Annotated in this window: 26 protein-coding genes, 1 tRNA gene and 1 pseudogene; 7 read left to right on the top strand and 21 right to left on the bottom strand. The window is 57.2% G+C overall.

All coding sequences use genetic code 11. The features are described 5' to 3' along the window. Nucleotides 1-32: 32 nt before the first annotated feature. Nucleotides 33-446: a c-type cytochrome gene (locus ACP2AU_RS05655; RefSeq protein ID WP_426375138.1), complete on the bottom strand. Its 414-nt coding sequence runs from the start codon at nucleotides 444-446 to the stop codon at nucleotides 33-35. A 193-nt stretch (nucleotides 447-639) separates the two neighbouring features. On the opposite strand from ACP2AU_RS05655, the gene ACP2AU_RS05650 reads away from it, so the two are divergent. Both ACP2AU_RS05650 and ACP2AU_RS05645 read left to right on the top strand, forming a co-directional pair. Beyond that, nucleotides 640-981 (top strand): hypothetical protein, encoded by a 342-nt coding sequence (locus tag ACP2AU_RS05650; RefSeq protein WP_426375137.1) that lies wholly within the window; start codon nucleotides 640-642, stop codon nucleotides 979-981. Nucleotides 982-990: 9 nt separating this feature from the next. After that, on the top strand, nucleotides 991-2,088 hold the full coding sequence (locus tag ACP2AU_RS05645) for a phospholipase A (RefSeq protein WP_426375136.1): 1,098 nt from the start codon (nucleotides 991-993) through the stop codon (nucleotides 2,086-2,088). 235 nt (nucleotides 2,089-2,323) lie between these two features. On the opposite strand, the gene ACP2AU_RS05640 is transcribed toward ACP2AU_RS05645, so the two are convergent. From ACP2AU_RS05640 to ACP2AU_RS05585, 12 genes are all read right to left on the bottom strand, one after another. Further along, nucleotides 2,324-3,676, bottom strand: coding sequence for a phosphomannomutase (locus tag ACP2AU_RS05640; RefSeq protein ID WP_426375135.1), 1,353 nt, complete (start codon nucleotides 3,674-3,676; stop codon nucleotides 2,324-2,326). A 177-nt stretch (nucleotides 3,677-3,853) separates the two neighbouring features. Next, nucleotides 3,854-4,330, bottom strand: a complete 477-nt coding sequence (gene bfr, locus ACP2AU_RS05635; RefSeq protein WP_426375134.1) for a bacterioferritin — start codon at nucleotides 4,328-4,330, stop codon at nucleotides 3,854-3,856. Nucleotides 4,331-4,446: 116 nt separating this feature from the next. Next, nucleotides 4,447-4,653, bottom strand: a complete 207-nt coding sequence (locus ACP2AU_RS05630; RefSeq protein ID WP_426375133.1) for a bacterioferritin-associated ferredoxin — start codon at nucleotides 4,651-4,653, stop codon at nucleotides 4,447-4,449. A 102-nt stretch (nucleotides 4,654-4,755) separates the two neighbouring features. Next, nucleotides 4,756-6,042, bottom strand: a complete 1,287-nt coding sequence (pepQ, locus tag ACP2AU_RS05625) for a Xaa-Pro dipeptidase (RefSeq protein ID WP_426375132.1) — start codon at nucleotides 6,040-6,042, stop codon at nucleotides 4,756-4,758. Between the two features lies 1 nt (nucleotide 6,043). Beyond that, nucleotides 6,044-6,949, bottom strand: coding sequence for a LysR family transcriptional regulator (locus ACP2AU_RS05620; protein WP_426375131.1), 906 nt, complete (start codon nucleotides 6,947-6,949; stop codon nucleotides 6,044-6,046). Between the two features lie 75 nt (nucleotides 6,950-7,024). Next, nucleotides 7,025-8,035, bottom strand: coding sequence for an ABC transporter ATP-binding protein (locus ACP2AU_RS05615; protein ID WP_426375130.1), 1,011 nt, complete (start codon nucleotides 8,033-8,035; stop codon nucleotides 7,025-7,027). Continuing rightward, a complete protein-coding gene (locus ACP2AU_RS05610; RefSeq protein WP_426375129.1) occupies nucleotides 8,032-9,030 on the bottom strand; it encodes an ABC transporter ATP-binding protein in 999 nt (332 codons plus the stop codon). The genes ACP2AU_RS05615 and ACP2AU_RS05610 overlap by 4 nt, the downstream gene beginning before the upstream one ends. A 4-nt stretch (nucleotides 9,031-9,034) precedes the next feature. Next, nucleotides 9,035-9,967, bottom strand: coding sequence for an ABC transporter permease (locus tag ACP2AU_RS05605; protein WP_426375128.1), 933 nt, complete (start codon nucleotides 9,965-9,967; stop codon nucleotides 9,035-9,037). After that, nucleotides 9,964-11,013, bottom strand: a complete 1,050-nt coding sequence (locus ACP2AU_RS05600) for an ABC transporter permease (protein ID WP_426375127.1) — start codon at nucleotides 11,011-11,013, stop codon at nucleotides 9,964-9,966. Before ACP2AU_RS05600 ends, ACP2AU_RS05605 begins: the two co-directional genes overlap by 4 nt. A gap of 81 nt (nucleotides 11,014-11,094) precedes the next feature. Then, nucleotides 11,095-12,657, bottom strand: a complete 1,563-nt coding sequence (locus tag ACP2AU_RS05595; protein WP_426375126.1) for an ABC transporter substrate-binding protein — start codon at nucleotides 12,655-12,657, stop codon at nucleotides 11,095-11,097. 156 nt (nucleotides 12,658-12,813) lie between these two features. Further along, nucleotides 12,814-13,536 (bottom strand): LrgB family protein, encoded by a 723-nt coding sequence (locus tag ACP2AU_RS05590; RefSeq protein ID WP_426375125.1) that lies wholly within the window; start codon nucleotides 13,534-13,536, stop codon nucleotides 12,814-12,816. Continuing rightward, nucleotides 13,529-13,894, bottom strand: coding sequence for a CidA/LrgA family protein (locus ACP2AU_RS05585; protein WP_426375315.1), 366 nt, complete (start codon nucleotides 13,892-13,894; stop codon nucleotides 13,529-13,531). Before ACP2AU_RS05585 ends, ACP2AU_RS05590 begins: the two co-directional genes overlap by 8 nt. A 78-nt stretch (nucleotides 13,895-13,972) precedes the next feature. Here ACP2AU_RS05585 and ACP2AU_RS05580 point away from each other — a divergent pair, with 78 nt between their 5' ends. The 3 genes from ACP2AU_RS05580 to ACP2AU_RS05570 all read left to right on the top strand — a co-directional run bounded on the left by ACP2AU_RS05580 (nucleotide 13,973) and on the right by ACP2AU_RS05570 (nucleotide 16,949). Next, complete coding sequence (locus tag ACP2AU_RS05580) at nucleotides 13,973-14,518, top strand: YaeQ family protein (protein ID WP_426375124.1); 546 nt, start codon at nucleotides 13,973-13,975, stop codon at nucleotides 14,516-14,518. 90 nt (nucleotides 14,519-14,608) lie between these two features. Then, a tRNA-Arg gene (locus tag ACP2AU_RS05575) sits at nucleotides 14,609-14,685 on the top strand. An 848-nt stretch (nucleotides 14,686-15,533) separates the two neighbouring features. Next, the gene (locus ACP2AU_RS05570) at nucleotides 15,534-16,949 is read left to right on the top strand and encodes a hypothetical protein (RefSeq protein WP_426375123.1); all 1,416 of its coding nucleotides are present in this window, start codon (nucleotides 15,534-15,536) and stop codon (nucleotides 16,947-16,949) included. Between the two features lie 9 nt (nucleotides 16,950-16,958). Here the strand turns inward: ACP2AU_RS05570 and ACP2AU_RS05565 are convergent. Together ACP2AU_RS05565 and ACP2AU_RS05560 are read right to left on the bottom strand one after the other, a co-directional pair. Next, a pseudogene (locus tag ACP2AU_RS05565) lies at nucleotides 16,959-17,171 on the bottom strand (IS66 family transposase); the annotation flags it as partial. A gap of 228 nt (nucleotides 17,172-17,399) precedes the next feature. Next, a complete protein-coding gene (locus tag ACP2AU_RS05560; RefSeq protein WP_426375122.1) occupies nucleotides 17,400-18,014 on the bottom strand; it encodes an arylesterase in 615 nt (204 codons plus the stop codon). A 185-nt stretch (nucleotides 18,015-18,199) separates the two neighbouring features. Here ACP2AU_RS05560 and ACP2AU_RS05555 point away from each other — a divergent pair, with 185 nt between their 5' ends. Next, entirely contained in the window at nucleotides 18,200-18,406 is a 207-nt protein-coding gene (locus tag ACP2AU_RS05555; RefSeq protein WP_426375121.1) for a hypothetical protein, read from the top strand. Nucleotides 18,407-18,505: 99 nt separating this feature from the next. Here the strand turns inward: ACP2AU_RS05555 and ACP2AU_RS05550 are convergent, their stop codons facing one another. Both ACP2AU_RS05550 and ACP2AU_RS05545 read right to left on the bottom strand, forming a co-directional pair. Further along, the gene (locus ACP2AU_RS05550) at nucleotides 18,506-20,128 is read right to left on the bottom strand and encodes an AMP-binding protein (RefSeq protein ID WP_426375120.1); all 1,623 of its coding nucleotides are present in this window, start codon (nucleotides 20,126-20,128) and stop codon (nucleotides 18,506-18,508) included. Between the two features lie 67 nt (nucleotides 20,129-20,195). Further along, nucleotides 20,196-20,879 carry a Crp/Fnr family transcriptional regulator gene (locus tag ACP2AU_RS05545; protein WP_426375119.1) on the bottom strand — a complete coding sequence of 228 codons (684 nt, stop codon included), beginning with the start codon at nucleotides 20,877-20,879 and terminating at the stop codon, nucleotides 20,196-20,198. A gap of 144 nt (nucleotides 20,880-21,023) precedes the next feature. On the opposite strand from ACP2AU_RS05545, the gene ACP2AU_RS05540 reads away from it, so the two are divergent. Beyond that, on the top strand, nucleotides 21,024-21,794 hold the full coding sequence (locus ACP2AU_RS05540; RefSeq protein ID WP_426375118.1) for a class II aldolase/adducin family protein: 771 nt from the start codon (nucleotides 21,024-21,026) through the stop codon (nucleotides 21,792-21,794). A gap of 136 nt (nucleotides 21,795-21,930) precedes the next feature. Here the strand turns inward: ACP2AU_RS05540 and ACP2AU_RS05535 are convergent, their stop codons facing one another. The 4 genes from ACP2AU_RS05535 to ACP2AU_RS05520 all read right to left on the bottom strand — a co-directional run bounded on the left by ACP2AU_RS05535 (nucleotide 21,931) and on the right by ACP2AU_RS05520 (nucleotide 25,178). Next, nucleotides 21,931-22,569 (bottom strand): response regulator transcription factor, encoded by a 639-nt coding sequence (locus ACP2AU_RS05535; protein WP_426375117.1) that lies wholly within the window; start codon nucleotides 22,567-22,569, stop codon nucleotides 21,931-21,933. 7 nt (nucleotides 22,570-22,576) lie between these two features. Continuing rightward, nucleotides 22,577-24,094, bottom strand: a complete 1,518-nt coding sequence (locus tag ACP2AU_RS05530) for a PAS domain-containing sensor histidine kinase (RefSeq protein WP_426375116.1) — start codon at nucleotides 24,092-24,094, stop codon at nucleotides 22,577-22,579. A 93-nt stretch (nucleotides 24,095-24,187) separates the two neighbouring features. After that, complete coding sequence (locus ACP2AU_RS05525) at nucleotides 24,188-24,733, bottom strand: hydrolase (RefSeq protein WP_426375114.1); 546 nt, start codon at nucleotides 24,731-24,733, stop codon at nucleotides 24,188-24,190. Between the two features lie 13 nt (nucleotides 24,734-24,746). Next, nucleotides 24,747-25,178: a MaoC family dehydratase gene (locus tag ACP2AU_RS05520; RefSeq protein WP_426375113.1), complete on the bottom strand. Its 432-nt coding sequence runs from the start codon at nucleotides 25,176-25,178 to the stop codon at nucleotides 24,747-24,749. Nucleotides 25,179-25,235 lie beyond the last annotated feature (57 nt).

Here is a 25,235-nt window from a genome sequence, read left to right as displayed (position 1 = left end):
CGCACGGGGCGGGGCTTCGGGCGTTTAAACTATTACTTGCTGGCGTCGACCAGATGCTCGACGGCCGCCGAGATTTCCTCGTCCGGGCAAGTAGCGCAACCCCCTTTGGCGGGCATCGCATTGAAGCCGTTGATCGCATGATCAATCAGCGTGTCCAGGCCTTTCTCGATACGGGGTGCCCAGGCACCGCTGTCGCCAATCACCGGTGCGCCGGCGGCACCCGTGGTGTGGCACGCCATACACACGGCATCGTATACCTCGCTGCCCGAACGCGGGCCCGCGCTCGCTGTCTCGGCCGGAGCAGCTGCTTCGCCGCAATCCTCACCCTGCAGGCAAACTTCACCTACCGGCTGGATACGGGCACGAATTTCGTCTTCAACACTAGCCAGCGCTGTGCCAGCAGCCAGGCCAAAACCAAGCAGAAAAACAGCCAGGACTCTCTTCATCTTCACAATGCACCTCGCATTTGAGCGTTATAATCTTTCGGTCGCCGCATTATAGCGATAGAGCCCCCGCAAAAAAACCTGAGAGCAAAATCAGAAATTGATTTCAACCATCTTAATGACAATTTCGTAGGTTGTGATTCGAAGCTTGCCGTTTCCGGTACCATACTGCCACCTTTGCCAAAAGAGCGACACCATGAACGATCCCAAGCTACCCCAGACCCAGCGTAAACGCCGGAATTTACTGATTCTGGAATTCGGCAGTCTTGCGGTTCTGCTGCTGTCTATGGGCTGGTTCAGCCAGCAGTCTCCGACAACCGGCCCGGTCTCAAGCGCCTGGCTTCTGGTTCCGGCTATCGCCAGTCTGGGGGTATTTCTCAGCTTTATCGGGCTGATGTATCTGCGCTGGGTGGTCTCTGCCACGCAAGAACGCCGCACCAGACACAAAATCATCTTTGGCCTGCTGACCCTTACCTTGTTGAGCGTATGGTTATACGGCATAGCCAACACCTGGCTCAGCCTGACAGCCGCCAACTAAGGAATACCTATGCTCTTTTCCCGAACCCTGGTAGCGGCGGGCTTGCTGGCTTTCGCGGGCCAGGCCATTGCCCAGGACCGCTTCACCGCAACTCCGGTCAACTGCGCCCTGATCAAAAGCGGCGTGCAGCGACTGGCCTGTTACGATGCCCAGCAAGATCCTCAACAGCAACGGGAGACGGCCTCAGACTCGGAGCTGGAAAAGGCAGAAGCCTCCGCCGAGCAACTGGTTGCCGACAAAAAAGTCCGCGAGAGTATCGTGGGCAACGCGCTGGAGGATGATCCCGATGCCGGCGTGATGGCGGCCATGGTGGATAACTACCTGACGGCCGAGAAAGCCCTTTTTTCATTCACCGGCAGTTTCGTTACCCACCGCCCCAATTATATTCTGCCGGTGACCTGGGTAGAGCAGCCCAACACCAACCCTGCCAGCCCGCGCCTGGGTTCGGTTGGCTACGACTACGATCTGGAGAACGTAGAGGCGAAATACCAGATCAGTTTCAAGGTGCCACTGTTAACCGGTATGTTCGATGACCGGACAACCTTCTGGTTCGGTTACACCCAGAAATCGTTCTGGCAGGTCTACAACCAGGACGACTCGGCTCCGTTCCGCGAGACCAACTACGAGCCCGAGCTGTTTTTCCTGCATAAGCTGAACTGGAATATAGGGCCGGGTACGTTGAGCGCGGTATCACTGGGATTCAATCATCAGTCCAACGGGCAATCAGAACCTCGCTCCCGAAGCTGGAACCGGATCAGGGCGACGGCGGCTTACAGCTATGATCGCTGGCTGTTCATGGTCAAACCCTGGTACCGGATTCCGGAAAATGGCAGCAGTGATGACAATCCCGACATCGAGAGCTATCTGGGCCATGCCAGTTATCACGCGGTATACAAGCTATCGGAGGATCGGACGTTTTCGCTGAAGCTGATGAACAATTTGCGGTCGGATAACCGGACGTCGGTGGAGTTCGGGTACAGTTTTCCGATGGGGGATACGCTTAAGGGCTTTTTCCAGTACTACAACGGCTATGGCGAGAGCCTGATTGACTACAACGAACGGATTCAGCGAGTTGGGTTTGGCATTATGCTGAATGACTGGCTCTAGAGGCTGGTGCAAGACCAGGGTGGCGGTACCCCCTTCTGAAACACGCTTCTGCGGCCCCCTGCGGGGTCCGGCCCACAATCACAGATTGTGGTCGTTCGGCCGTCGCATGAAGCCTTGCTTCATAGACGCTCGGCCAAACCCATGTGACGCTTGAGCTCCGCCATCCCTGGCTCCGCACAGTTTCCGGAGGCCCTCCACCCCACTTGGCCCCAAACCCAGTTCGGGGTTTCAGGGGTTAAGCGTTCAAACGCTCCATTTCCGCCAGCAGCTCTTCGGTTTTCGCTTCCATCAGCGCGATATCTCCCCGGGCCTCCACGTTCAACCGAACAACCGGCTCGGTATTGGACATACGCAGGTTGAAGCGCCAGTCGTCAAACTCCACACTCAGGCCGTCAACATGGCTCACGGCTTTGGCGCCGACGCCGTATCTGGCTTCGATAGCCGCGATGACTTTCGGGGGATCACTGATGGTGCGGTTGATTTCACCACTGGCCGGATAGGCTTCGATGCGGGCGTCGATCAGGGACGACAGGGTCTGGCCGCTCTGGCACAGGCGTTCGGCCACCAGCAGCCAGGGGATCATGCCGCTGTCGCAGTAGGCGAAATCCCGGAAGTAATGGTGGGCGCTCATTTCGCCGCCGTACACGGCGTCTTCGTCACGCATTCTCTGCTTGATGAAGGCATGGCCGGTTTTGCTTTCAACGGCTTCACCGCCAGCGGCCTGCACGAGGTTCAGGGTGTTCCAGGTCAGGCGCGGGTCGTGGATGACTTTGCCGCCGCCGGTTTTGCGCAGGAACTGGTCCGCCAGCAGGCCGACGATGTAGTAGCCTTCGATGAAGCGGCCGTTTTCGTCGAAGAAGAAGCAGCGGTCGTAGTCGCCGTCCCAGGCGATACCCAAGGCAGCACCGTTCTGGATCACCGCATCGGCGGTGGCAGAGCGGTTTTCCGGCAAAATCGGATTGGGCACGCCATTCGGGAAGTGGCCGTCGGCTTCGTGGTGAACCTTGATGAACTCGAACGGCAGATGCTGCTCCAGTTCGTCGATCACCAGGCCAGCACCGCCGTTGCCGGCATTACAGACGATGGTCAGGGGCTTCAGTGAGCCCGCATCAATATAGCCCAGCAAGTGGTCGACGTACGCGCTCATCACTTCCAGGGTTTCATATTTGCCCTGCTCTGCGGCGTCAAAGAACGGCTCCAGCACCCGGTCCCGGATGTCGTTCAGGCCGTTGTCCGAGCTGATCGGCCGGGATTCCGGGCCCACCATTTTCATGCCGTTGTGGTCTTTGGGGTTGTGGCTGGCGGTCACCATGATGCCGCCGTCCATCTGGTAATGGCTGGTGGCAAAGTACACCTGTTCGGTACCGCACAGGCCGATATCAAAGACATCGGCGCCGGCCGCCATCAGGCCGGAGCTCAGTGCTTCGGCGATTTCAGGGCTGGACAGGCGGATGTCGTAACCGACGATGACTTTCTTTGCGCCGGTGATTTCCACGTAGGCCCGGCCGATTTTCTCAGCCAGGACTGGGTTTAGCTGGTCAGGTACTCGGCCACGCAGGTCGTAGGCCTTGAAGCAGGACAGGTCCATTTCAGTCTCCGGAGTGGTTTATTAACCGCGTTGGGCCAGTATATCTGGCCAATCAGCACGGCTATTCTACCTGTTTCGACGGGCAATCGGTGAAGCACCGGGGAAAACGCGGAGGGAAACAGTGTATGGAGGGTGTCACCGGCCCGGGAGGGAGCCGGCGACTATAGGCCGGGGCGCTTACTCGGCAGCGGCAGACTGCAGCTGGATATAGTTCTGGATGCCCATCTGGGAGATCATCTCCAGCTGGGTTTCGAGCCAGTCGATGTGCTCTTCTTCGCTGTCGAGGATGCTGCGGAACAGTTCGCGGCTGGTGAAATCCTGAACCTGCTCGCAGTAAATGATGGCTTCTTTGAGATCCACATGAGCAATATGCTCAATTTTCAGATCACACTCGATCATTTCCTGGACGTTTTCGCCGATCAGAAGCTTGTTCAGATCCTGCAGGTTGGGCAGGCCCTCGAGAAACAGAATGCGTTCGATCAGCTGATCCGCGTGCTTCATTTCATCGATGGACTCTTCGTACTCTTTAGCCGCCAGTTTGGTAATGCCCCAGTCCTTGTACATTCTTGAATGCAGGAAGTACTGGTTGATGGCGGTCAACTCATTCGCGAGGACCTTGTTGAGATGCTGGATGACTTTTTTATCGCCTTTCATAACCGGAATCCTTGTGTCTTATTGGCAGTTGCTCACAAGGATAGACGGTTTGCCGACAATAAAAAATCACAGATGAAAAACAGGTGCAATTGCAATAACCGGATATCCCGAAACCGTCAGGCCGGTTGCGCCAGCATATTGGCCAGCGCCATGTAATCCGGTGAGCGTGATTCCTTTAAAATCTCGCGGGCCGAGCAGGCGCACCGCCCGCACTGGCGACCAACACCCAGCTCCTTACCGAGCTGGCGCATGGAGCTGACGCCACTTTCGGCAGCTTCGCGAATTTCTCTGTCTGTAACCCCGTAACACAGGCAAACGTACATAGGGCGATCTCACTAACAGCGTTAAAGTTAGTGATAATTATTGTCATTAGCAAACAGGATTGCAACCCTTTTGCAGTCACTTTTTATAGTAAAAAGTGACTACTACCGCTCCCGCGTTAAATTGCGCGCTCCGGTCGCCGTCACCACCACATTATCTTCAATCCGGATGCCACCGCAGCCTTTAAGCTCATCAAGCAGAGCGGTATCAACATATTGGGCGTCTGCCCCGCTCAGCAACGGTTCCAGTAAAGAAGGAATGAAGTAAAGCCCCGGCTCGATGGTCACCACCATACCTTCTTCTAGCCGGCGGGTAAGACGCAGGAACGGGGCATCGGCCGGCGCAGGTGTCGGCTTGCCGGCCACATCATGCACCTGAATACCCAGGAAGTGGCCGATGCCATGGGGAAAGAACACGCGGGTAATGCCCCGCTCTACGATAGCGTCATCGGCCAGGCCCGACACAAGGCCCGAACTTGAGAGCAGCGCGGCAATGCCCTGGTGCGCCTTGCGGTGGATGTCCACATAGTCGACCCCCGGAGCGACCATGTTACACAGGCGTACCTGCAGCGCGTCCAGGCCATGCACCAGTGCGGCAAATTTCGGGTCATCGACACCGGCCGTTGTGCGCGTGATATCGGAGCAATAGCCCCGGTAACGCACCCCCGCGTCGATCAACAGGCTGCGCGGCTTGCCGGGCGGTGTTACTTCGTAATACTGGTAATGCAGCGTGCCGGCGTGCTCATTCAGGCCAATAATGCTGTGATAAGGTGCCTCGGCCTCACGCTGCCCGGTCGCCTGCTGGTATGCCAGGTTGATGCCGAACTCGCTTTCCCCGGCCAGGAACGCCTCACGGGCCGCGGCGTGGCCCGCCAGTGCAATCTGGTTGGCGTGCGCCAGACACTCGATTTCGTACGGGGTTTTCAGCACACGGGTCTCTTCGACCGCCGCCACCAGTGCTGCGGGGTTATGATCTCCGGGTACCCCTTCAAGCACCAGCGGATCGCCCATCACCGCCAGTTTGCCACACTCTTCCAGCGCCGGGGCCGAAGTCTGTTGCCGGCTGCGAACCTCAATTACCTGCTGCCAGGGTTCCTCCGCCAGCTCCGGATTGGCGTGCCAGAAGTCCACGGGCTGGTACAGCCACAGCACCGGCGTCTGCCCCGGGCGGATCAGCAGCCAGCTGTGCTCCTGCCCGGCCAGGCCGGTCCAGTGCAGAAACGGCCCAAAGCCCTGAAAAACATACGCCTGATCATCCCGATACCGGTAAGGTGCCGCCCCCGAGGCGATCAGCAGGCTGTCGTAACCGTTGTCCGCCAGAGCGCGTTCGTAACGGGCCTGCAATTCGCGGATGTGGTCGGGTTGCAGGGCGGGAATGGTTGGCTTGGGCATGTCAGGTTTCCAGTTGGTTCCAGAGGTTCAAAATGTCGTCCGAGCGGGCATCCCGCAATCGTACAAGGCGGATGTCCAGCGGCACGTCCCAGCATTCATCGCCAGCGCGGGCCAGGCGCCCGAACTGTTCACTTCTTTCGGTCATCCGTTTCGGCAGCCAGCCCATACCAAAGCCCTGCTTCACCAGGGCCTTGATACTGGCAGACTGGGTATTTTCATTCAGGGGCAACAGATGTGCCTGCAAATTGCGGCGCTGTATGTGGCCTTCAATCGCCGACTGCAAGAACCCCCGGCTGTGATACGCAATCAGCGGCACCGGTTGCTCGGCATTGCCCGGCAGGCAATACCGGGGTTGCCCGTCTTCGTTGGCGATGCTGACAGGCACCAGCACTTCCTGCCCGATGGTCTGCCAGTCGAACTTGCCTCCGGCCAACCGCTCTCCCCAGGGAAGATCCGGGTGCCAGTAACACAGCACCAGATCGCATTCGCCGCTTTCCAGGGCATCCAGAAACTGTTCGCCAACCCAGCTGGTGGCGGTAAGGTTCAGCTGCAGGCGCTCGGCCATGCCGGCATCCTTCGCCCAGCCCTGATAGAAGTGCGAGAACAGCCCCTGGGTTGAGCCCACACTGATCCTGGCCGAGGCTTCCGCATCCAGCGCGGCAATTCTGTCCTGGGTGTCCCGGACATCCCGAGTCACACGCTCGCAGAGCGTCTGAAACACTTCCCCGGCCGGGGTCAGGGACAACGGCAGGGTCTGGCGGTTAATCAGGGTGGTGCCCATGGATTCTTCCAGCAGCTTGATGCGGCGGCTGAACGTTGGCTGGCTCACGTGCTGCTGCTCGGCAGCACGAGAAAAATGGCGCGTGCGGGCAAGCGCCAGAAAGTCTTCCAGCCAGCGTATTTCCATGGGGTCCCCTGAGGTAAGGCGGTCACAACAACCGGTTCGCTATTGCTGGCATGATAGCGCAACCGCCCACCGGTGTTACAAACGCCCTTCCTCAACCGCGTGGCAGGCCACCTGGCCGCCGCCATCGGTGGCGATCAGTTGCGGTATTTCCTGACGGCACCGATCATTGGCGTACGGGCACCGGCCATGGAACACGCAGCCCGACGGCAGGTTGACCGGCGTTGGCACCTCGCCCTGCAGGCGAATATGGTTCGGGCGATCGTCTTCGAGCTTCGGAATCGCCGACAGCAAGGCCTGGGTGTATGGATGGCGGGGCGTTGCGAACAGGGTTTTGGTATCCGCCAGCTCACACACCCGGCCCAGGTACATCACCGCCACCCGGGTGCCGAAATGTTCCACCACCGCCAGATCGTGAGTGATGAACAGGTAGGTCAGCCCCCGGCTTTCCTGGGCATCCATCAGCAGGTTCAGCACCTGGGCCTGAATCGACACATCCAGGGCGGAAATTGGCTCGTCGGCCACAATGAATTCCGGATCGACCGCCAGTGCCCGGGCAATGGCGATGCGCTGGCGCTGGCCACCGGAGAACTCATGGCCGAAACGGCTGCCCCAGTCCGGGTCGATGCCCACCGAATGCATCACTTCGTGGATCTTGTCCCGCACCTCTATGGCGGACCAGTCCGGATGATGGAACCGGATCGGCTCCTCCAGCGTTTGCTGGATGGTCATCCGCGGGTTCAGCGACGCGTACGGATTCTGGAAAATCATCTGCATCTTGCGCCGGTACGGCAACGCAGCCTTACCGTCCAGATTGTCGATACGCTGGCCATCGTAATGAATCTCGCCGGCACTGGGCGACAACAATCCCATCACGGTGCGTGCGACCGTGGATTTTCCGCAGCCGGACTCACCCACCACGCACAGGGCTTCGCCTTTCTGGACTTCCAGATTCACGCCGTTGATGGCGTGCACGGCTTCCTGTTTGCGATGAAGACGACCGCCTTCAAAGCTCAATTGCTCAAGGAAACTGCCGGAGAGGTCGAAGCGCTTCTCCAGATCCCGAATACTCACCAGAGAAGAGGTCATGATTCGGCCTCCTGCATTCGTTTCTCCTGCTCAATCAGATTGGCCACCTCGTAACAGGCCACGTCCACGTTACCGGAGCGCACATACTCGGGCATGGCGCGCTTGCAATGGTCGGTGGCAAACGAGCACCGGGGGTGGAACGGGCAACCGGTTGGCACATTTTTCAGCGACGGCATGGAGCCGGGAATCTGGAACAGCCGGGCACCGGGTTCGCCCATTTGCGGCAAGGCGTTAATCAACCCCTGGGTGTACGGATGCTGGGCGTCGTTGATGATTTCCCGGGTTGGGCCCTGCTCGATAATCCGGCCGGAGTACATCACCAGCATACGCTGGGTTACCTGCGACACCACGCCAAGATCATGGGTAATCAGCATCAGCGCCACGTTTTCCTGCTCACACAGGTTCAGCAGCAGATCCATGATCTCTGCCTGAATGGTCACATCCAGCGCAGTGGTCGGCTCATCAGCAATGATGATCTCCGGGTCCAGCAGCAGAGCAATGGCAATGATCACGCGCTGGCGCATTCCGCCGGACAACTCGTGGGGGTACTGGTCCAGACGTTTTTCCGGTGAGGGAATCTGCACCTTCTGCAACCGATCCAGAGCAATCGCCCGGGCTTCTTTCTTGCTGATCTTGCGGTGCGCCAGAATGGCCTCGACCATCTGGGTGCCGATGGTGAGCACCGGATTCAGGGTCATCATCGGGTCCTGGAAAATCATGGCGATGCGGTTGCCGCGGATTTTCCGCAACTCGCGCTCACTCATGGCCGCCAGGTCTTTGCCTTCGAATAAGATCTGGCCACCGGCAATGTAGCCCGGCTTTGCGATCAGGTTGAGAATGGAGAAGGCCGCTACGGATTTACCGGCACCGGACTCTCCCACCAGGCCCAGGCGTTCGCCCTTATCGAGGGTAAAGCTGATGCCGCGCAGGGCGGTCAGATCGCCACCGCGCACCGCAAACCGCACATCGAGATTTTTTACTTCCAACAGCGCCATGGTGTTACCCCTTGTACAGCCGTGGGTTCATCACATCCCGCAACCAGTCACCCAACAGGTTGATGACCAGCACGAGCACCACCAGCACCAGGCCCGGGATCAGCGTGATCCACCAGGAGCCGCTCTGGATGTAGTCAAAACCGGATTTGATCAGCGAGCCAAGGGACGGCTGAGTTTCCGGCATCCCCAGCCCCAGGAACGACAGCGCCGCTTCGGAAATGATCGCGTTGGCAATCTGCACGGTGGCAATAACGAAGATCGGCGACAGGGTATTGGGCAGGATGTGCCGGAACATGATCCGGGGCGTGCCAAAGCCCATGACTTTGGCGGCATCCACATATTCTTTCTTCTTCTCCGCCAGCACCGAGGCCCGCACCGTGCGCGCAATCTGCGGCCACTCGGCCACACCGATGATGAAAATCAGCATATAGATGGCGATTTCGCCAAACATCAGGTTACCGAAGCTGGCCTTGAACACCGCGCCAACAATAATCGCGACCATCAGGGTGGAGAACGACAATTGCACATCGGCAATGCGCATCAGGATGGCGTCGACTTTACCCCCCAGATAGCCCGCCAGCAGGCCAAACAGAATGCCCAGAGCCGCCTGCAGCACCACGGCACCGAAGCCGATCATCAGCGACACCCGGGTGCCGTAGAGAATGGTAGAGAGCAGGTCCCGCCCCTGGGCGTCGGTGCCCAGCGGGAAAGCCGGATCGGCGCCGCTGATCCCAACCGGCGGCAGCTCGGAATTCATAATGTTGATCTGAGCCAGATCGTAGGGGTCGGCGGGTGCCAGCAAGGGCGCAAAGATCGCTGCCAGCACCATGGCCAGCAACACCAGAAAGCTGGCGATGGCCACCTTGTCGCGCTTGAAGCTGTACCAGAAAAAGGACTCGCGGAAGCGGTCCCAGCGGGAAACCGTTGCCGTTGTCATGCTTTCTTACCTGTCAGTTTAACGGTGGGATTGACCAGTCCGTAGATCAGATCCACCAGGGTGTTGGTAACCACAAAGATCAGGCCCACCACCATCAGGTACGCCACAATTAGGGGAATATCGCTGCGGGTAATCGCTTCCAGGAACATCAGGCCCAGGCCCGGCCACTGGAACACGGTTTCGGTCAGAATGGTGTACGCCACCATAATGCCGATCTGGACACCACCAACGGTAATAACCGGAAGCATGGTGTTCTTCAACGCGTGCAGAAAGTTGATACGGCCGGCGCTGAGCCCCTTGGCCCGGGCGTAACGCACGTAGTCGCTCTGCAGCACTTCCATCATCTCGGCGCGAATCAGGCGAATGAACAAAGGCAGCATGATCGACGCCAGCGACACACAGGGCAGCACCAGGTGCGCCAGGCCCTCGCGGGTAAACAGGCCCGATTCCCAGGTGCCAAACAAATGCACCAGGTCATCGCCGCGACCGTAAGACGGCAAACCGCCCTCGGTGCTGAAAAACTCATTCAGCCACTGGCCCCATGCGGAATCCGACGGGAACCAGTTGACGGTCACACCAATGGAGAACAGCTGAATCAACACAATGGCCGTAAGAAACACCGGAATGGAAATACCCACGGTGCTCACACCCATAAAGAACTTGGAAAGCCAGGCCTGCGGGCGGATGGCCGCATAGACCCCGATCGGCACAGACAGGAACAGAATGATCAGGCTGGCCCCGATGACCAGCTCAAGCGTGGCCGGCAGGTGCTCGCCGATCACTTCCAGCGCCGGCTTGCTGTAGAAATAGGAGTTGCCCAGGTCGCCCTGAATGGCATTACCGGCGAATCGAAGATACTGCACCAGAAACGGGTCGTTGAGCCCCAGTTCCTCTCGAATGGCTTCCCGTTCCTCGGCGGAGACGGACATACCAACCATTTCCTGAAGCGGGTCCCCTAGGCCATCCTGAATGGCAAAGGCAATCACACTGATCACGAACATGACCAGCAGCGCCTGGGATATCCGCTGAACCAAAAACGCTAGCATGGAGGGTTTACCGTTTGTGAATAACTGAATGCCTCTCTCCCGTCACGGGAGAGAGGTTGAGCGTGGGGAGGCCGGCTCCCCTTATTCGATAACCAGGTCGCCCAGGTAGGGGAAGTTCATGACATTGAGCACCGGCTCGATGTTCACACCCTTCCGTGACGCCCAGGCCAGGTCTTGCCAGTGCAGCGGAATAAAGGCCGCGTCGTCGTACAGACGCTTTTCCACTTCCTGCAGCATGGCCGCCCGCTTGTCCAGGTCGGTCTCGACGTTGGCTTTCTGCACCAGGGCATCGATTTGCGGGTTGCAGTAGTTGCCTGCGTTGTATTGGCCGGCACCGGTATCAGCATCCTGACAGAAGGTCAGGAATTCGAAGAAGTTGGCGGAATCTTCGGTATCCGCGTGCCAGCCGATCAGCATCATGTCCGCCGCCCGGTTATCGTACTCCGGCCAGTACTGGGCCTTGGGCAGGGTTTTAAGATCCACCTTGATGTTGATCCGCGCCAGCATGGCCGCAGCGGCCTGGGCAATCTTGTCGTCGTTCACATAACGGTTATTCGGCGCCATCATGGTGATGGTGAAACCGTCTTCGTAGCCGGCCTCTTTCATCAACTGCTGGGCCTTGGCCACGTCGTAACGGGGTTTCAGGCTGTCGTTGTGGCCCTGGTAACCGGTGGGCGACATCTGGGCCGCCGGGGTGGCAAAGCCTTTCATGATCTTGGCGGCAATGCCTTCCTGGTTAATCGCATAGGCAATGGCCTGGCGCACTTTCGGATTCTTGAAGGCCTCAACCCGGTCCTGGTTCAGGTGGAACAGGATGATGCGGGTACCGCTGATGGTTACCAGCTCCGTGTTCCGGTCGCGCCTGATGCGGTCCAGATCGTTGGGCGGCACCGGGGCGATAAAATCCACACCGCCGGACAGCAGGGCCGAAACCCGGGTGGCGTTTTCCTTGATCGGCGTCAGCACGATCTTGCCCACATTGCCCGGAGACTCGGTATCCCAGTAGTCATCAAAGCGTTCAAACTCCACCCGCACGCCCTGCTTGCGATCAGTTACCACAAAAGGCCCGGTTCCGGAGAGATTCTCGGAGGCAAACGAGTTGCCGTGCTTGAGAATCGCGCTCTTGTCTTTACCGCCTTCGGTCTGGCCGGTGTAGAACTCGCTGTCGAGGGGGAAGATGTAAGTGGCCGTGTTCAGCAGCAGCGGGTAGGGCTCGCTGGTGATCAGCTCAAACGTGTAATCATCAATCACATTGATGCCGCTGAACGGCTTGAAGATGGCTTTGAAATCCTGGCTCTGCTTCAAACGGTCAAAGGTAAATTTGACATCGGCCGCCGTCAGCTCGTTACCGGAGTGGAATTTAACGCCTTCACGCAGCTTGAAGCGCATGGTGTTCTCGTCAATGCGCTCCCAGCTCTCGGCCAGGCGAGGCTCAAAGCCCAGATCTTTGGTCCAGCGCAGCAGCGGGTCAAAGGTCATGTGAGACAACTGCATGATGCCGCCGGACAGCTGCTCATGGATGTCCAGGGTTACCGGGTCGGCGTCGTACGCCATTTTCAGTTCTTTGGTCGCATCGGCCGCCACAGCCATCGGCGCAGACGCCAGAGCCATGGAGCCCACAAAAGCTGCCAGTAATTTTTTCATCGCGTTTTCCGTCGCTGTTTTAGGAATTTTCACGGAACATCGGCACAAGACAACGCCGATTGCCTGGCACATACGCTAGTCTCGGAAAACCCTTACAGCAATCGAAATTACGACATGGGGCTATTCGTATGGTGAATGACCCAAAACAACGCAGCCTCAGAACGGGAATACAAACGGCAGGATCAGCGCCGTAAACACCCCGGTCAGCCCCATGCCCAGAGACGCAAAAGCGCCGGCCGTGGCGCTGATCTCAAACGCCCGGGCGGTACCAATGGCGTGCCCGTTCAGCCCCAGGGCAAACCCCAGAATCCGATGGTCAGAAATCTTCAGCCACCGGGCACCCCAGTCCACAAACACCGAAGCCAGCACTCCGGTGATCAGCAGCCCGCCCAGCGTCAGCGCCACGGAACCACCCAGCTGCCCGGCAATGCCCATGGCGATCGGTGCGGTCACCGATTTCGGCGCCAGAGAAGCCAGCACAGGCAGCGGCGCCCCCATCAGCCAGGCAATGCCGACTGCGTAAATAGCGGCCAGACTGGCGGCCAGCGGCAAAGTACACAGAATGGGCCGCCAGAGCGCGCGAATGTGGTGCATTTGCTGATACAGGGGAATCCCCAGAGCCACCGTGGCAGGGCCCAGTAACACCGTGAGCCAGCGAGCATCTTGCTGGTAATTCTGATACCCCATACCACTGAGCGCGACCACCGCCGCCAGAATCACCGCCGCCATCAGTACCGGAGGCAGCCACAGCGGCCGTCCGATGCGGGCAAACAGCCAGTTGGCAGCCATGAACGCCGCCAGCGTCAGAGCAATGGCGAACATCGGGCTCGCGGTCCAGACCGCCATTACCTCCGCCAGCCGCGCCTGAACATCAGTCATGACGAGACTCCTTCAGCCCGGCTCCGGATACCGCTTTCATCAACCACAGTGTGGTCAGAACGCTCAAGAAGGTTCCGCCAATCAGTGCCACGGCCACCGACAGCCAATGCCCGGCAAAACGATCGGCAATAAAGAACACCCCCACCACCCCCGGGGAAATCAGCAGCACGAGGATAGAAATCAGGCCCCGGCTGGCTTCTGCCAACTCATCGCTGATCCGCCCCCGCAGCATGAGGGTGAAGGTCACCATTACCATACCGAGCACACCACCGCTGATGGGCAGCCCCATCAGCACCCGCAGGGCCTCACCCAACAGAAAAAACACCACCAGAACCAGAAAACCCCGCAACAAAACCATGCCGCTATGCCCTGCCACAACCAATATGCTCTACACTAACGCCCTGACCCGATTCACGATGACAGGACACCCCCTTCAATGGCACTGAAAGCCACCATTTTCAAAGCCACCCTCCATATCGCGGATATGGACCGGCATTACTACGCCGACCATCATCTCACGGTCGCCCGGCATCCGTCGGAAACCGATGAGCGGATGATGATCCGCCTGCTGGCTTTTGCCCTGAACGCCTCCGATACCCTGGAGTTCACCAAAGGCCTGAGCACCGACGACGAGCCGGAACTCTGGCAAAAATCCCTGACCGACGACATCGAACTCTGGATAGAACTGGGCCTGCCCGACGAAGACCGACTGCGCAAAGCCTGCAACAAGTCAGACCAGGTGATTCTGTACACCTACGGCGGGCGTGCGGTACCGGTATGGTGGGACAAGCACCATAACAAGCTGGAACGATTTGGCAACCTGACCGTGATCGACCTGCCCGCCGATGGCACCGACGCGCTGGCCGAACTGGCGGAACGCTCCATGACCCTGCAGGTAAGTATTCAGGATGGTGAGGTGACGATCAGCAACGAACAGAATCTGGTTAACCTGACGCCGATACCGAAACTCCCACGTAACTGATCGATCTGGTTGGTTTTCAGGGGTGGACAGACGCTGTCGGCACACGTAAGATTGCGCTCTCGAAATTGACGAGCAATCGCAATTTTGAATCCGCCCGTAGCTCAGCTGGATAGAGCGCTGCCCTCCGGAGGCAGAGGTCTCAGGTTCGAATCCTGACGGGCGGGCCATTAACTTGGCAAATCAACTCGTTATTACCAAAGCAAGATCCCCCTTCCTATATCGCTCGCGCCTGAGCAGCCCAAGAAACCTGCGATTCAAACAGTGACCTTTGCACCATCCCGAGTTAAGCATCGATTTGACGCAGTTGCTTTGCGCTAATCGGAGCGAAAAGTTCACTTAGGTCGCAAAGCGGACATTCAGATCGACCACATGACGTACACGACGGTGAAAAGTCTGGCCGATTCACCGAGTCCTCGGGCCTGACGGATCGCGCACGGGGCGCGGTACCCAACTTGTCGGCACTATCGAAACGATCCGGAGGCGGCACGAATTGGCTCACACATCATAAGTGGCCAACTCATGGACATTGACCTGCTGCGCGGTCGAGTCGGTACACATTACGAGGATATCTACCGGGCTGGAGACGGTGACGAGGACTGTGTGACTCTCAATGCGGTCCGCACTCTCCGCAGAGAGCTTTCTGCCGCCATGTTGGGCCATTTCGAGTTCCTATGTCCGAGTTTTCGCGTTCTTCCAAACCGTTTTCTTTAAATGGTGCCTAAACAGTTCGGTAAATACTATAAGCGCCATTTTGAATGTTTGAACAGCACGGCGATTTTTTATTGGACTTGATGTCAGGGCAACGAAACCACGCAAGCAAACTGAATAAGCAGCAAAATGTCGAAATCGATGGACTGGAAGACTTCTCATGCTGGCAGAAATCTTCACTCTCTTGTTCGGGCTGCGCTTATCTTGAAGTTTTGTGATGAAGCCCACCTCATATCTCATTAAAAATTGTTACAAAATGTTTCCAGTACCTATTGAGTTGTAACGGTTATCGTGAAGGAGCATGGTTGTGACTGTATCTGATATATCTAAAAGCTTTCTTGTACTTGCTTTTGCATCGCTCTTCACCGCCTGTGGAGGAAGTTCAGGATCTGATGACTCTACAGATGGTAGTAAAGTTGGCACCAATGAAAACGTTGTTGAACAGCCTGCTGCGGATAGCGAGGGGGAAGGCTCTCTGCCTGATGCTGAGATCGAGCCAAGGGTGGTTTCAGTTACCTGGGACGAGTCGGCCACGTCGATGAGTAATTCCGGGCTTAGTGGCTCCAGCCCAATGATCGCAATAAGTGAGTCAGGAAATGTTGCCGCCGCTTGGGTTGAATCGACCAGTCCTAGTTCCCTTTGGGGTCGCTTTTTCGATAAGGCTAAAGGGGAATGGTCTGATGCCACACAGCTGGATAAGGGAATTGGAAACGTTGCTTCATTAACGCTCTATAGAACGAACCCTAAAGTCGCATTCGTTGGGGAGGTTGCAGTCGTCGTTTGGCAGCAAGACGGTGTGGTTTACGGTTCTATTCATGATGAAAACGGATGGAGCGGTAACCCTCAGAGCATAGATGGTATTGAGGGTACTTTGACAGCTAAAGAAATTAGCATTGCCAGTTTAAAAGATGGTACGGGGGCTGTCGTTGCTTATGAATACAGAGATGACTCTGCGCCATCTATGCTCCGGTCTTCTACCTTTTCCTTGGCAACCAAGCTTTGGAGCACCCCTGTTGAAGTTGCTCCAGAGATTACAAGTCTCTTGAATGGAATCCAAATGTTGACGGATTCAGTTTCTGGTGCTGTGTACACAGCCTGGAGAACAGGGGATGTGCGTGATAGCGATAAACAAGATCTAATGATCGCTTCATTTCTTGATGGCAGCTGGAGCGAGCCAGAGCGTGTCACATCAGACGATATTGGTTATGTGACGATTCAGGCAGATCCTGAAAGTGATCATCCGGTTGTTCTATGGGCCTCAAGGGATACTGGACGCCTTTCATTAGCTCGCCATCAAGAAGGCTCATGGTCGATCTCTGATTTAGGATTCGGCAAAAGGGTTGATTCAGCTGTGATGGCTGATGGTGATATATTGATTGCTTATCAAACTCAAAATGCTGGGGCCTGGGGGAGTATCATCACCCAAAGGCTCGATTTCGATACTGGAATCTGGGAGAAAAAAGATCTGACGGGTAACGAGTACTCGGTGGCCTTTCCTTCTGTTGCAACTGATGGTAACGGTCGAGCAGCTGTGGTTTATAAGAACTACCATACCTGGGCGAGAGATTACACCGAGGCTGATGGATGGGGAAGATCTTACCAACCAGACGGCCTAAATGATGGTGAAGCAAATACCGTTGTTATGAATAAGGCTGGTGATGCTGCATTGATATGGAAGACGGGAAGCGGAGATCACAACGTCCATGTTTTGCTCGGACATTGAGTTCGAGAACTGTATCAGTGTCATGACCGCAGCGGCGCGTTGGCCACTCCTCAATGATTCTGCCAACAGCCAGTTGGAGCGACCCAGCGCCCAAGGTCGGATCTGGTTTTCCACCCAGTTATTGTCGATGGGCACCACGCCATCAGCCAGATAGCGCTTTCGCGCTATAAAGGGTTTAAGGCTGTAGTCCAAGGCTCTGGCCATGCCGGAGCCGTCCGGCACTTTCTATCAGTGGAAATATCCCTTTTTTAGTTGCACCGTTAATTTAGGGATTTCCGTACGTTGGCCCCTCGCCAGTTATTCCTATGGTGCCAAGCCCTCTCGTAGATCTTGAGCGCGCAAATGTTCGCTTTTGTTTAAAAACGGACCTTCAAGAATAACCATATTCCGGTAATTTACGTCAGAACTACCAATCACTTCAATTTCCTGCCAGCTATGTAACTCACACCCTTACGGGCCTGGCTGAGCGTTCAGGCCTGCCTCGGTGAGCGCTGCGGCAATGCCGTCAGCCATCTTGCGATAGCCCCTGGCGTTGGGGTGAATCCGGTCGGCCCGCAGGTCTTCGTCAGACAGTACCTCGGAGAAAATATCGCCGATCAGCAGGATGCGCTCTTCCTCGGCCAGTTCGTGGTAGATGGGCGAGTCTGAGAGGCTGCCCACACTGGCGCCGAACACGGAGAACTCTGGAACCGCTACCAGCACAGGCAAGGCCCCGGACTGGCGAACGGCGGTAATAATTTCCCGAAGATGCGCCTTTACCTGGCTGGCAGGCTGGCGCCTCAGAAAATCGTTGCCGCCCAGTTCCACAATCACCAGGTCTGGTTCGTGTTTCTGAAGCAATCCCTCAATGCGTCCACGGGCTTCTCTGGCGGTGTCACCCGGCACGCCGGCATTGACGACCTTCCAGCCGGTGGACTTTCTCAGCAGCGAGGGGAAGTCTTCGCCCTTCCCGGCTCCGGTGCCGTGGGTAACGCTGTCCCCGAATGCCAGCACCACCGAGCCCGGCGCCAGAGGTTGGTAGCGAGGCGGCGAATCGCCGCAGGCGGTCAGAAGTAGCGACAGCACGAGGAGCATCCATAAACGCAATCGTGCTGCCCCTCTCACTATGGCAGGCTTGGTATTCACAGGTGAACTCCGTCCGGGTCATATCGGCTTCACGATAGGCTTGCGCCTGAACAGGCGCAAGTACCGGCACTGAACGTGGAGCCCCACGCCCAGCGTATGCCGTTCCGGTTCATTCACGGTCAGAAGTGAAACTTCACCAAGGCGCTGATGGCGTTTTCGGTATCGAAGGCTTTATTACCGAACTTGTTGCGCCAGTAGGAATATTCGATACCGGCCAGCAGCACCCCCGGGTTGCCACTGAAGTTGCCAAGATCCAGCTTCAGCTGGGGATTGAAATGGAAATCCGCGGCCTGGCCGGCACCAAAGGGCTCGCACAGACCATAACCCTTTAAGGCAAAGTCAGTTTTTGCTGAACGGCGGGCCTCTCCTTTGGCCCGCCAGGGGCTTCACCAGAGCTCTGCCAAAGCAGGGCTCTTGATCAGCGCCCGTGCTTAATCCCTAAGATCCTTGCGCAGGATTTTGCCGACATTGGATTTGGGCAGCTCATCCAGCACCTGGATTTCTTTCGGCACCTTGTAGGCTGCGAGATTTTTCCGGCAATGCTCAAGTACCTCAGCCTCATCAATGTCTGCCCCAGGCGCCGGTGCAACAAACAGCCGGATACGCTCACCGGTTTTTTCGTCCGACACGCCCACACAGGCCGCTTCACTGACGCTGTCGAGTTCGGTCACCACCGACTCCACCTCGTTGGGATACACGTTGAAACCGGACACAATGATCATGTCCTTCTTGCGGTCCACGATTTCGAACTGGCCGTCCGGGTGCATGATGGCCATATCGCCGGTCTTGAAAAAACCGTCGTCGGTGAACGAATCCGCCGTCGCCTGCTCACGCTTCCAGTACCCCTGCATCACCTGAGGGCCACGGGCACACAGCTCGCCCGGTTCACCCGCAGGCAGGGCCTGTCCCTGGGCATCAATCACCTTGACCTCGGTCGAGGGCACCGGATACCCCACGGTACCGCTGAATTCTTCTTGCCCAATCAGGTTCAAGGTCACGATGGGAGAGGTCTCCGACAGGCCAAACCCCTCAACAATGTGGCTCCCCGTGAAAGCCTTCCAGGCTTTGGAGGTGCTCGGGAAGATTTTGGACCCGCCGCCGAAAGCCACTTTATAGCGCGAGAAATCCACCTCTTTGAACAGGGGATGCTGCGTCATGCCGGCGTAAAGCGTGTTGACGCCGCCAATAACGGTAAAGCCGGAATCCTTGATGGCGTTGAGGTAGGCGTCCATATCCCGGGGATTGGGAATCAGAATCGACTTTGCCCCCATCGAGGCATAAGCAATAAACACCATCAAACCGAAGATGTGATAAAGCGGAAGTGCCAGTACCACCACCTCATTACCCGGCTCGTTGGCATCCGGGATGAACGCACGGAACTGCTCACCGTTGGCGATGATGTTGCTGTGGCTCAGGGTGGCGCCTTTTGACGGGCCGGTGGTGCCACCGGTGTACTGCAGAAACAGCAGGTCATCGCCCTGTAACGAGACGGCTTCCGGTGCCTGACCGGCGAACCGGCTCAACAACTCCGCCAGCGGCGTATGCTCACCCAGCTGTTCTGGAATCTCGGCGCCCGGGATAGACAACCCGGCCCCATCGCCCGGGTTCACAGTCACCACATTCTGAATCGACGTATCCTGGCGGATCGGCGCCAGGGCCGGCGCAGAGGCCGAGTACAGAACAATCAGCTCCGCACCGGAATCGTTCAGCTGGTGCTCCAGCTCTCTGGGGGTATACAGGGGGTTAACGTTCACCTGCACCGCCCCCGCCTTGATCACCCCCAGCATCACCACCGGGTAGGCAAAAATATTCGGCAACATCACCGCAACACGATCGCCTTTCTTCACACCGTACTGCTGCTGCAGCGCCGCCGCGACGGCGTCCGAAGCCTCCCCAAGCTCACGATAAGTCATGGTCTTGCCGAAGCACTCCAGCGCCACATGGTCAGGAAACTTCGCGATGGCGGAATCGAATAAAGAAGCCACCGATTGCGATGTATCCACGTTGATCGTGTGGGGAATGTTGTCCGGGTATGAGTCTAGCCACGGTTTCATAATCAGGTCCTGTGTTTCTTTTGTTCTGAGGATTTTGATTGTCTGCTTATTATTCATGCCAGTACTGTTATTGGCTCTCTACAAACTCCTTTAATGCAGCTGGATCAGTAATCGTGACCTGGCCATAGGAAAACTCTAACAAGCCCTCCTCTTCAAAATCCTTGAGACTTTTATGCACTCCCTGTCGGGTCATGCCCATCAGGTTGGCAATCTGTTCCCGGGTCAGTTTCAGGGTCACGTTTGCGCTTTCCCCGCTTTTCTGAAGCTCCGCCAACAACAGCAAACGCCGACCGATGCGGACCGGGACGCTGCGCAAGGCATCGTCTTCCAGCGTGGTCAGCGCGGCCAGTAGCCTCCGGCTCACCAAATCCAGGGCCACCGGGTAACTGGCCGGATAACTCGCCATCAACGCCCGCAACTTGTCGCCGGGTAACTCGACGAGCTCCGTATCTTCGTGGGCCGTCACGCTGTACACCCGGGGCATACCTGGTGAAAAGACCGAATCGCCAAACCAGGAGCCTTCTTCAAAGAGCATCAGCGTGGCTTCGCGGCCTGCCGGGTTGACCGACGTCAGGCGCACCGAGCCCCGGGCAATAACACTCAACGATGACTGCATGGAGCCGCCCTCATAGATAGGCTCCCCGGTTCTGAACCGATTGACCCGGGCCATCGCAGTCAGCTCATCGAACGCACATTCCGGAAACCCCGCCAACATAGGGCAGGATGCCAGCACTTCTTTCACACCTATCATTACGCAGACAACCTCGCCGCACTCTAGAGAATCAATGACTTATTGAATGTAAAGTTTTTGACAGTGTTTTCCGTTTCTCACTGCCTACACTCGGCCGCTAATATCCAGTAAAACAACAACGAAAGAGCAGGAGATTACCCAACCATGCCCTCATCTGAAACAACTCCCTCCCGTAAAGACACTGTCAGCCCCGAGGAGTGGCAGCTGCGCGTCGATCTGGCTGCCGCCTACCGTCTGGTGGCGCATTTTGGCTGGGATGAGCTGGTGTTTACACACATCTCGGCTCGCATCCCGGGCAAAGAACATCATTTTCTGATCAACCCGTATGGCATGATGTTCGACGAGATCACCGCCTCCAGTCTGGTCCGCATCGATCAGCACGGCCATAAAGTCAACGCCGACGATAACGACGTCAACCCGGCCGGCTTTACCATTCACAGCGCGGTACACGCTGTTCGCGAAGACGCCCAGTGCGTGATGCACACCCACACCACCGAAGGCGTCGCCGTTTCAACTCTGGAAGATGGCCTGCAGCCGCTGTCCCAACAAAGCCTGTTCCCGCTCTCTAATCTGGCCTATCACGATTATGAGGGCGTTGCGCTTAGGGAAGATGAAAAAGCCCGCCTGCAGGCCGATCTGGGCATGAACAACTTCATGATCCTGCGAAACCACGGGTTGCTGACCACCGGCGAGAGTATCGCCGACGCGTTTCTGGGAATGTACATACTGCAGAAAGCCTGCGAGGTGCAACTGCAGGCCATGGCGACCGGGCAAAAGCTGGTGCGCATTGATGACAGCATTCTGGCGGGCATTCAGCAGCAGGCCAGTACCGTTACCAGGGGATTGGGCGGCAAGCTGGCCTGGCCGGGATTGCTGCGGCGGCTGGATCGCATTGACGACAGTTTCAGGACGTGATCGCCGGAGAAAACAACCGCTAATGGGCAAGGTCTTTGCCAAGCCGGTTCGATCGCTGCACAAGCAGGCAGCAGTAGACAGGGAAGCGACAGCCTCGTAGCGGGGGCGGGCAAACGGGTTAAAACCTTGGACTCGGTTACTCGAAGTCCAGGGTTTTCACCTGCCCCAAGCCAATCGCGATCTGCACAAGCTCTGCAAACGAGTCCACCTTCATCTTGGCCATCATATTGGCTCGATGCCCCTCCACCGTTTTGCGGTTAATGCCCAGTTCATCGGCGGCCTCCTGATTGGAAAAACCTTTGACGATCAGCTCCAGAACCTGGCGTTCCCGGCGAGTAAGGCTATCGTAGCGATCCCGGATTTTGGCCTGGGAACTGCGCCGGGCAAACCGGGCGCGGTCTTTTTCCAGAGCATTGTGGACATGATCAATCAAAACCTGATCATCGAAGGGTTTCTCGATGAAGGTGAGGGCGCCCTGTGTTAACGCCCGCACCGCCATGTCGACATTGCCATGGGCGGAAATCATGATCACCGGCAGCTCAATGTTGTGCTCCGGCAACTTTTTCTGGGCGTTGATGCCACTCAGGCCAGGCATTCGCACGTCCATGACAATACAGCCACTTTGCTGCTCATCGAAGGCGTCAAAAAATGTCAGGGCATCCTCGAACGTCTGCACCCGGAGCCCGACCGATTCCAGCAACCATTGCAGAGAATCGCGAACATCCGCATCGTCATCGATGACGAACACCGTTTGAACGTCGTTTTTGGAGGTCATGAATTGGTCAGTTGGCAGTATTCAGGGTGAATGAAAAGCACGCGCCACCCTCAGAGAGGTTTGTCGCCCACAGCTCGCCCCCCAGATTCTCCACCAATGAGCGGCTAATGGCCAGCCCCATGCCCAGGCCAGACTGCTTGGTGGAAAAAAAACGCTCGAACAATTGAGACATATCGGCCTCTGAGATACCCGGGCCTTCATCCAAGACACTCACCTGTATCTGATCACTCGCAGGCTGAGTGACGGTGAGCCGTACCGTTTTCGGCTCTACCCCAGCCGTCTCGCTCGCCTCAATCGCGTTGACAATCAGGTTCAGCAGCACCTGCTCCAGCTGAATCCGGTCACCGCGAACCAGTGGAAGCTGCTCGGGCATCTCCGTCACCACCCGAACATGACAGCGGTCGGCCATGGATTCGCAGAATTCAATCATGTCGCCAATCAGCTCGGGCAACACCAGCGCCGTGATCACCGGCTCCTGTTTGCGAGTAAAGTCCATCATCCGATGGATAATCTCCCCGGCTCTCAATGCAGTCCGGATACTCCGGGTGATGGGAATTTCCACGTCATTCCAGCCAATACTTTCACGGCCGGCAAAACGACGCTCAATACCTCGCAGATAGTTGACCATGGCCGATAGCGGCTGGTTGAGCTCGTGAGCAAGGCTGGACGCCAGTTCCCCCATGGTGACCAGCCGGCTGGCGTGATCGATGTCTGCCCGGTATTGCTTCAACTGTTCCTCAGCGGCTTTTTTATCGGTGAGGTCGTGGGCAACAATGGAGAAATATTCAATATCTCCGTGCAGCGACCGGTGCGCCAGCAGCTCCAGCAGAACGGGAATCCTGGCACCCGCAAGACTGCACATGGCCAACTCACCCCGCCAGTGTCCCGTCTGTCTCGCCACCGGGAACCCCTCACCCTCCAGCAGTCGCTGGCCTTTTTCTGTCAGGAAACGAACAACGTCAAACGAGGTGTAGTCGACCTGCTCCAGTCCCAAGGCCTTCCTGGCGGCCTCGTTCAGATGAGAGACTGTCTGGTCGAGATTCACGAACACCACCAGATCCTGCGTACTTTCCAGAACTCTGGCTAACCTCCGGTTGGCCTTGTCCGCCTTGATTCTGTGCGTGGCATCCCGGGAAACCACCAGGATTTCCCGGATATCATTGGTGTCCGGGTCTCTGATGGTCCTGCTGGTACTCTCCAGCCAGATGTAATGGCCGTCTTTACACCGGAATCGATAGGTGTGCGTGTACAACCCCCGGTCGTAGGTGACCGTCGGTGCACGCAACCGGAAATCCTCAACATCGTCCGGGTGGTACAGATCGTAGGCGGACATTCCGACAATCTCCTCAACACGATACCCCAGCAAATGGGTTACGGCGGGTGAGGCATAGATAAAACGCCAGTCGTCCGGGGTATGGCGGGAGATCATATCGGTCGATTGCTCGGCCATTTCCGCCAGCAACCGGTTTCTCTCTGCATCGTCCGTCAGTGCAGAAAAGCCTTCTTCCGGGGTGCGGGTTTTCATGGGCGACAGATCTCCGGGATCGGGCAGGACGGTCAGTATTCGTGCGGCGGATATCCGGGGCCATGGCCGCATAAGCCGCAGCCCCACATCATACTACCTCAGGAACTCTTTGCTGAAGGCTTTGAACTCGCGGGCGTCTGAGCCGCGCAGCCATTCAAACCCTACCATTTCCCGGGTAACCAACTGGGCTCCGGCACGTTCCATGCGGGTTAACGCAATCTCCGTATCGAGCGGATTTCGGGCTGAAATGGCATCCGCCACCACAAACACCTCCAGCCCCTTTTCGAGCATCCGAAGCACAGACTGAACCACACAGGCATGAGATTCCATCCCGCACACCACAACCTGCGGCCGGTCATGAGCCCCAAAAGCCGCTTCAAAACCCGCATCGTCAATGCACGAAAACAGCGTCTTGGCGTGCAGGTTGGCCGGGCCCACCAACGCGCGCAGGCTGTCCTCGGTATGACCCAGACCATCCGGGTACTGCTCAGAGCCGATAACCGGGACTTCCATCAGCTGTGCCAGCCGAACCAGCCATTTGCAGTTATCGACCAGGCGTTCATGCTCGTGAACCCCCGGCAAAAGCCGGGCCTGAACGTCGACAACCGTGACAATCGACTTCTCTTTATTCAATAACATAACGCACTCCTGTTTAAGCCGGCCGGCGGTCGACCATATTGGTTGCTACACCCTCGGCAACGACCGTATCACCAACTTTGCAGATGGTTTCCAGCTTGACGCGACGGCGCTCTTCATTGATCTCAATGACTTTGGCGGTAGCCACAACCGTGTCACCAATGTGTACCGGGGCCTTGAACCGAATCTGCTGGTCGATGTAAATCGCGCCGGGGCCCGGCAAACGGGTGCCCAGAACCGCCGACACCAGAGCCGCGCTGAACATGCCATGAACGATGCGCTGTTTGAACGGCGTGGTCTTGGCGTACTCGGCATTGATGTGCACAGGGTTGTCGTCACCGCTGATGCCTGCGAACAGCACGACATCGGCATCCGTGATGGTTTTCGCGTAAGACGCCTGCATTCCCACTTCCAGATCTTCCAGATAGTAACCATGTAGCTCTTGCATTGTTTTATTCCTCTTATTGATCCATGAACTTAATACACTAATGGTTTACATCCACTA

Source organism: Marinobacter sp. VGCF2001 (assembly GCF_049943275.1).
Taxonomy (GTDB): domain Bacteria; phylum Pseudomonadota; class Gammaproteobacteria; order Pseudomonadales; family Oleiphilaceae; genus Marinobacter.
Note: the sequence above shows the minus strand (reverse complement) of the source record. Positions and strands in the feature narration are given on the sequence as shown.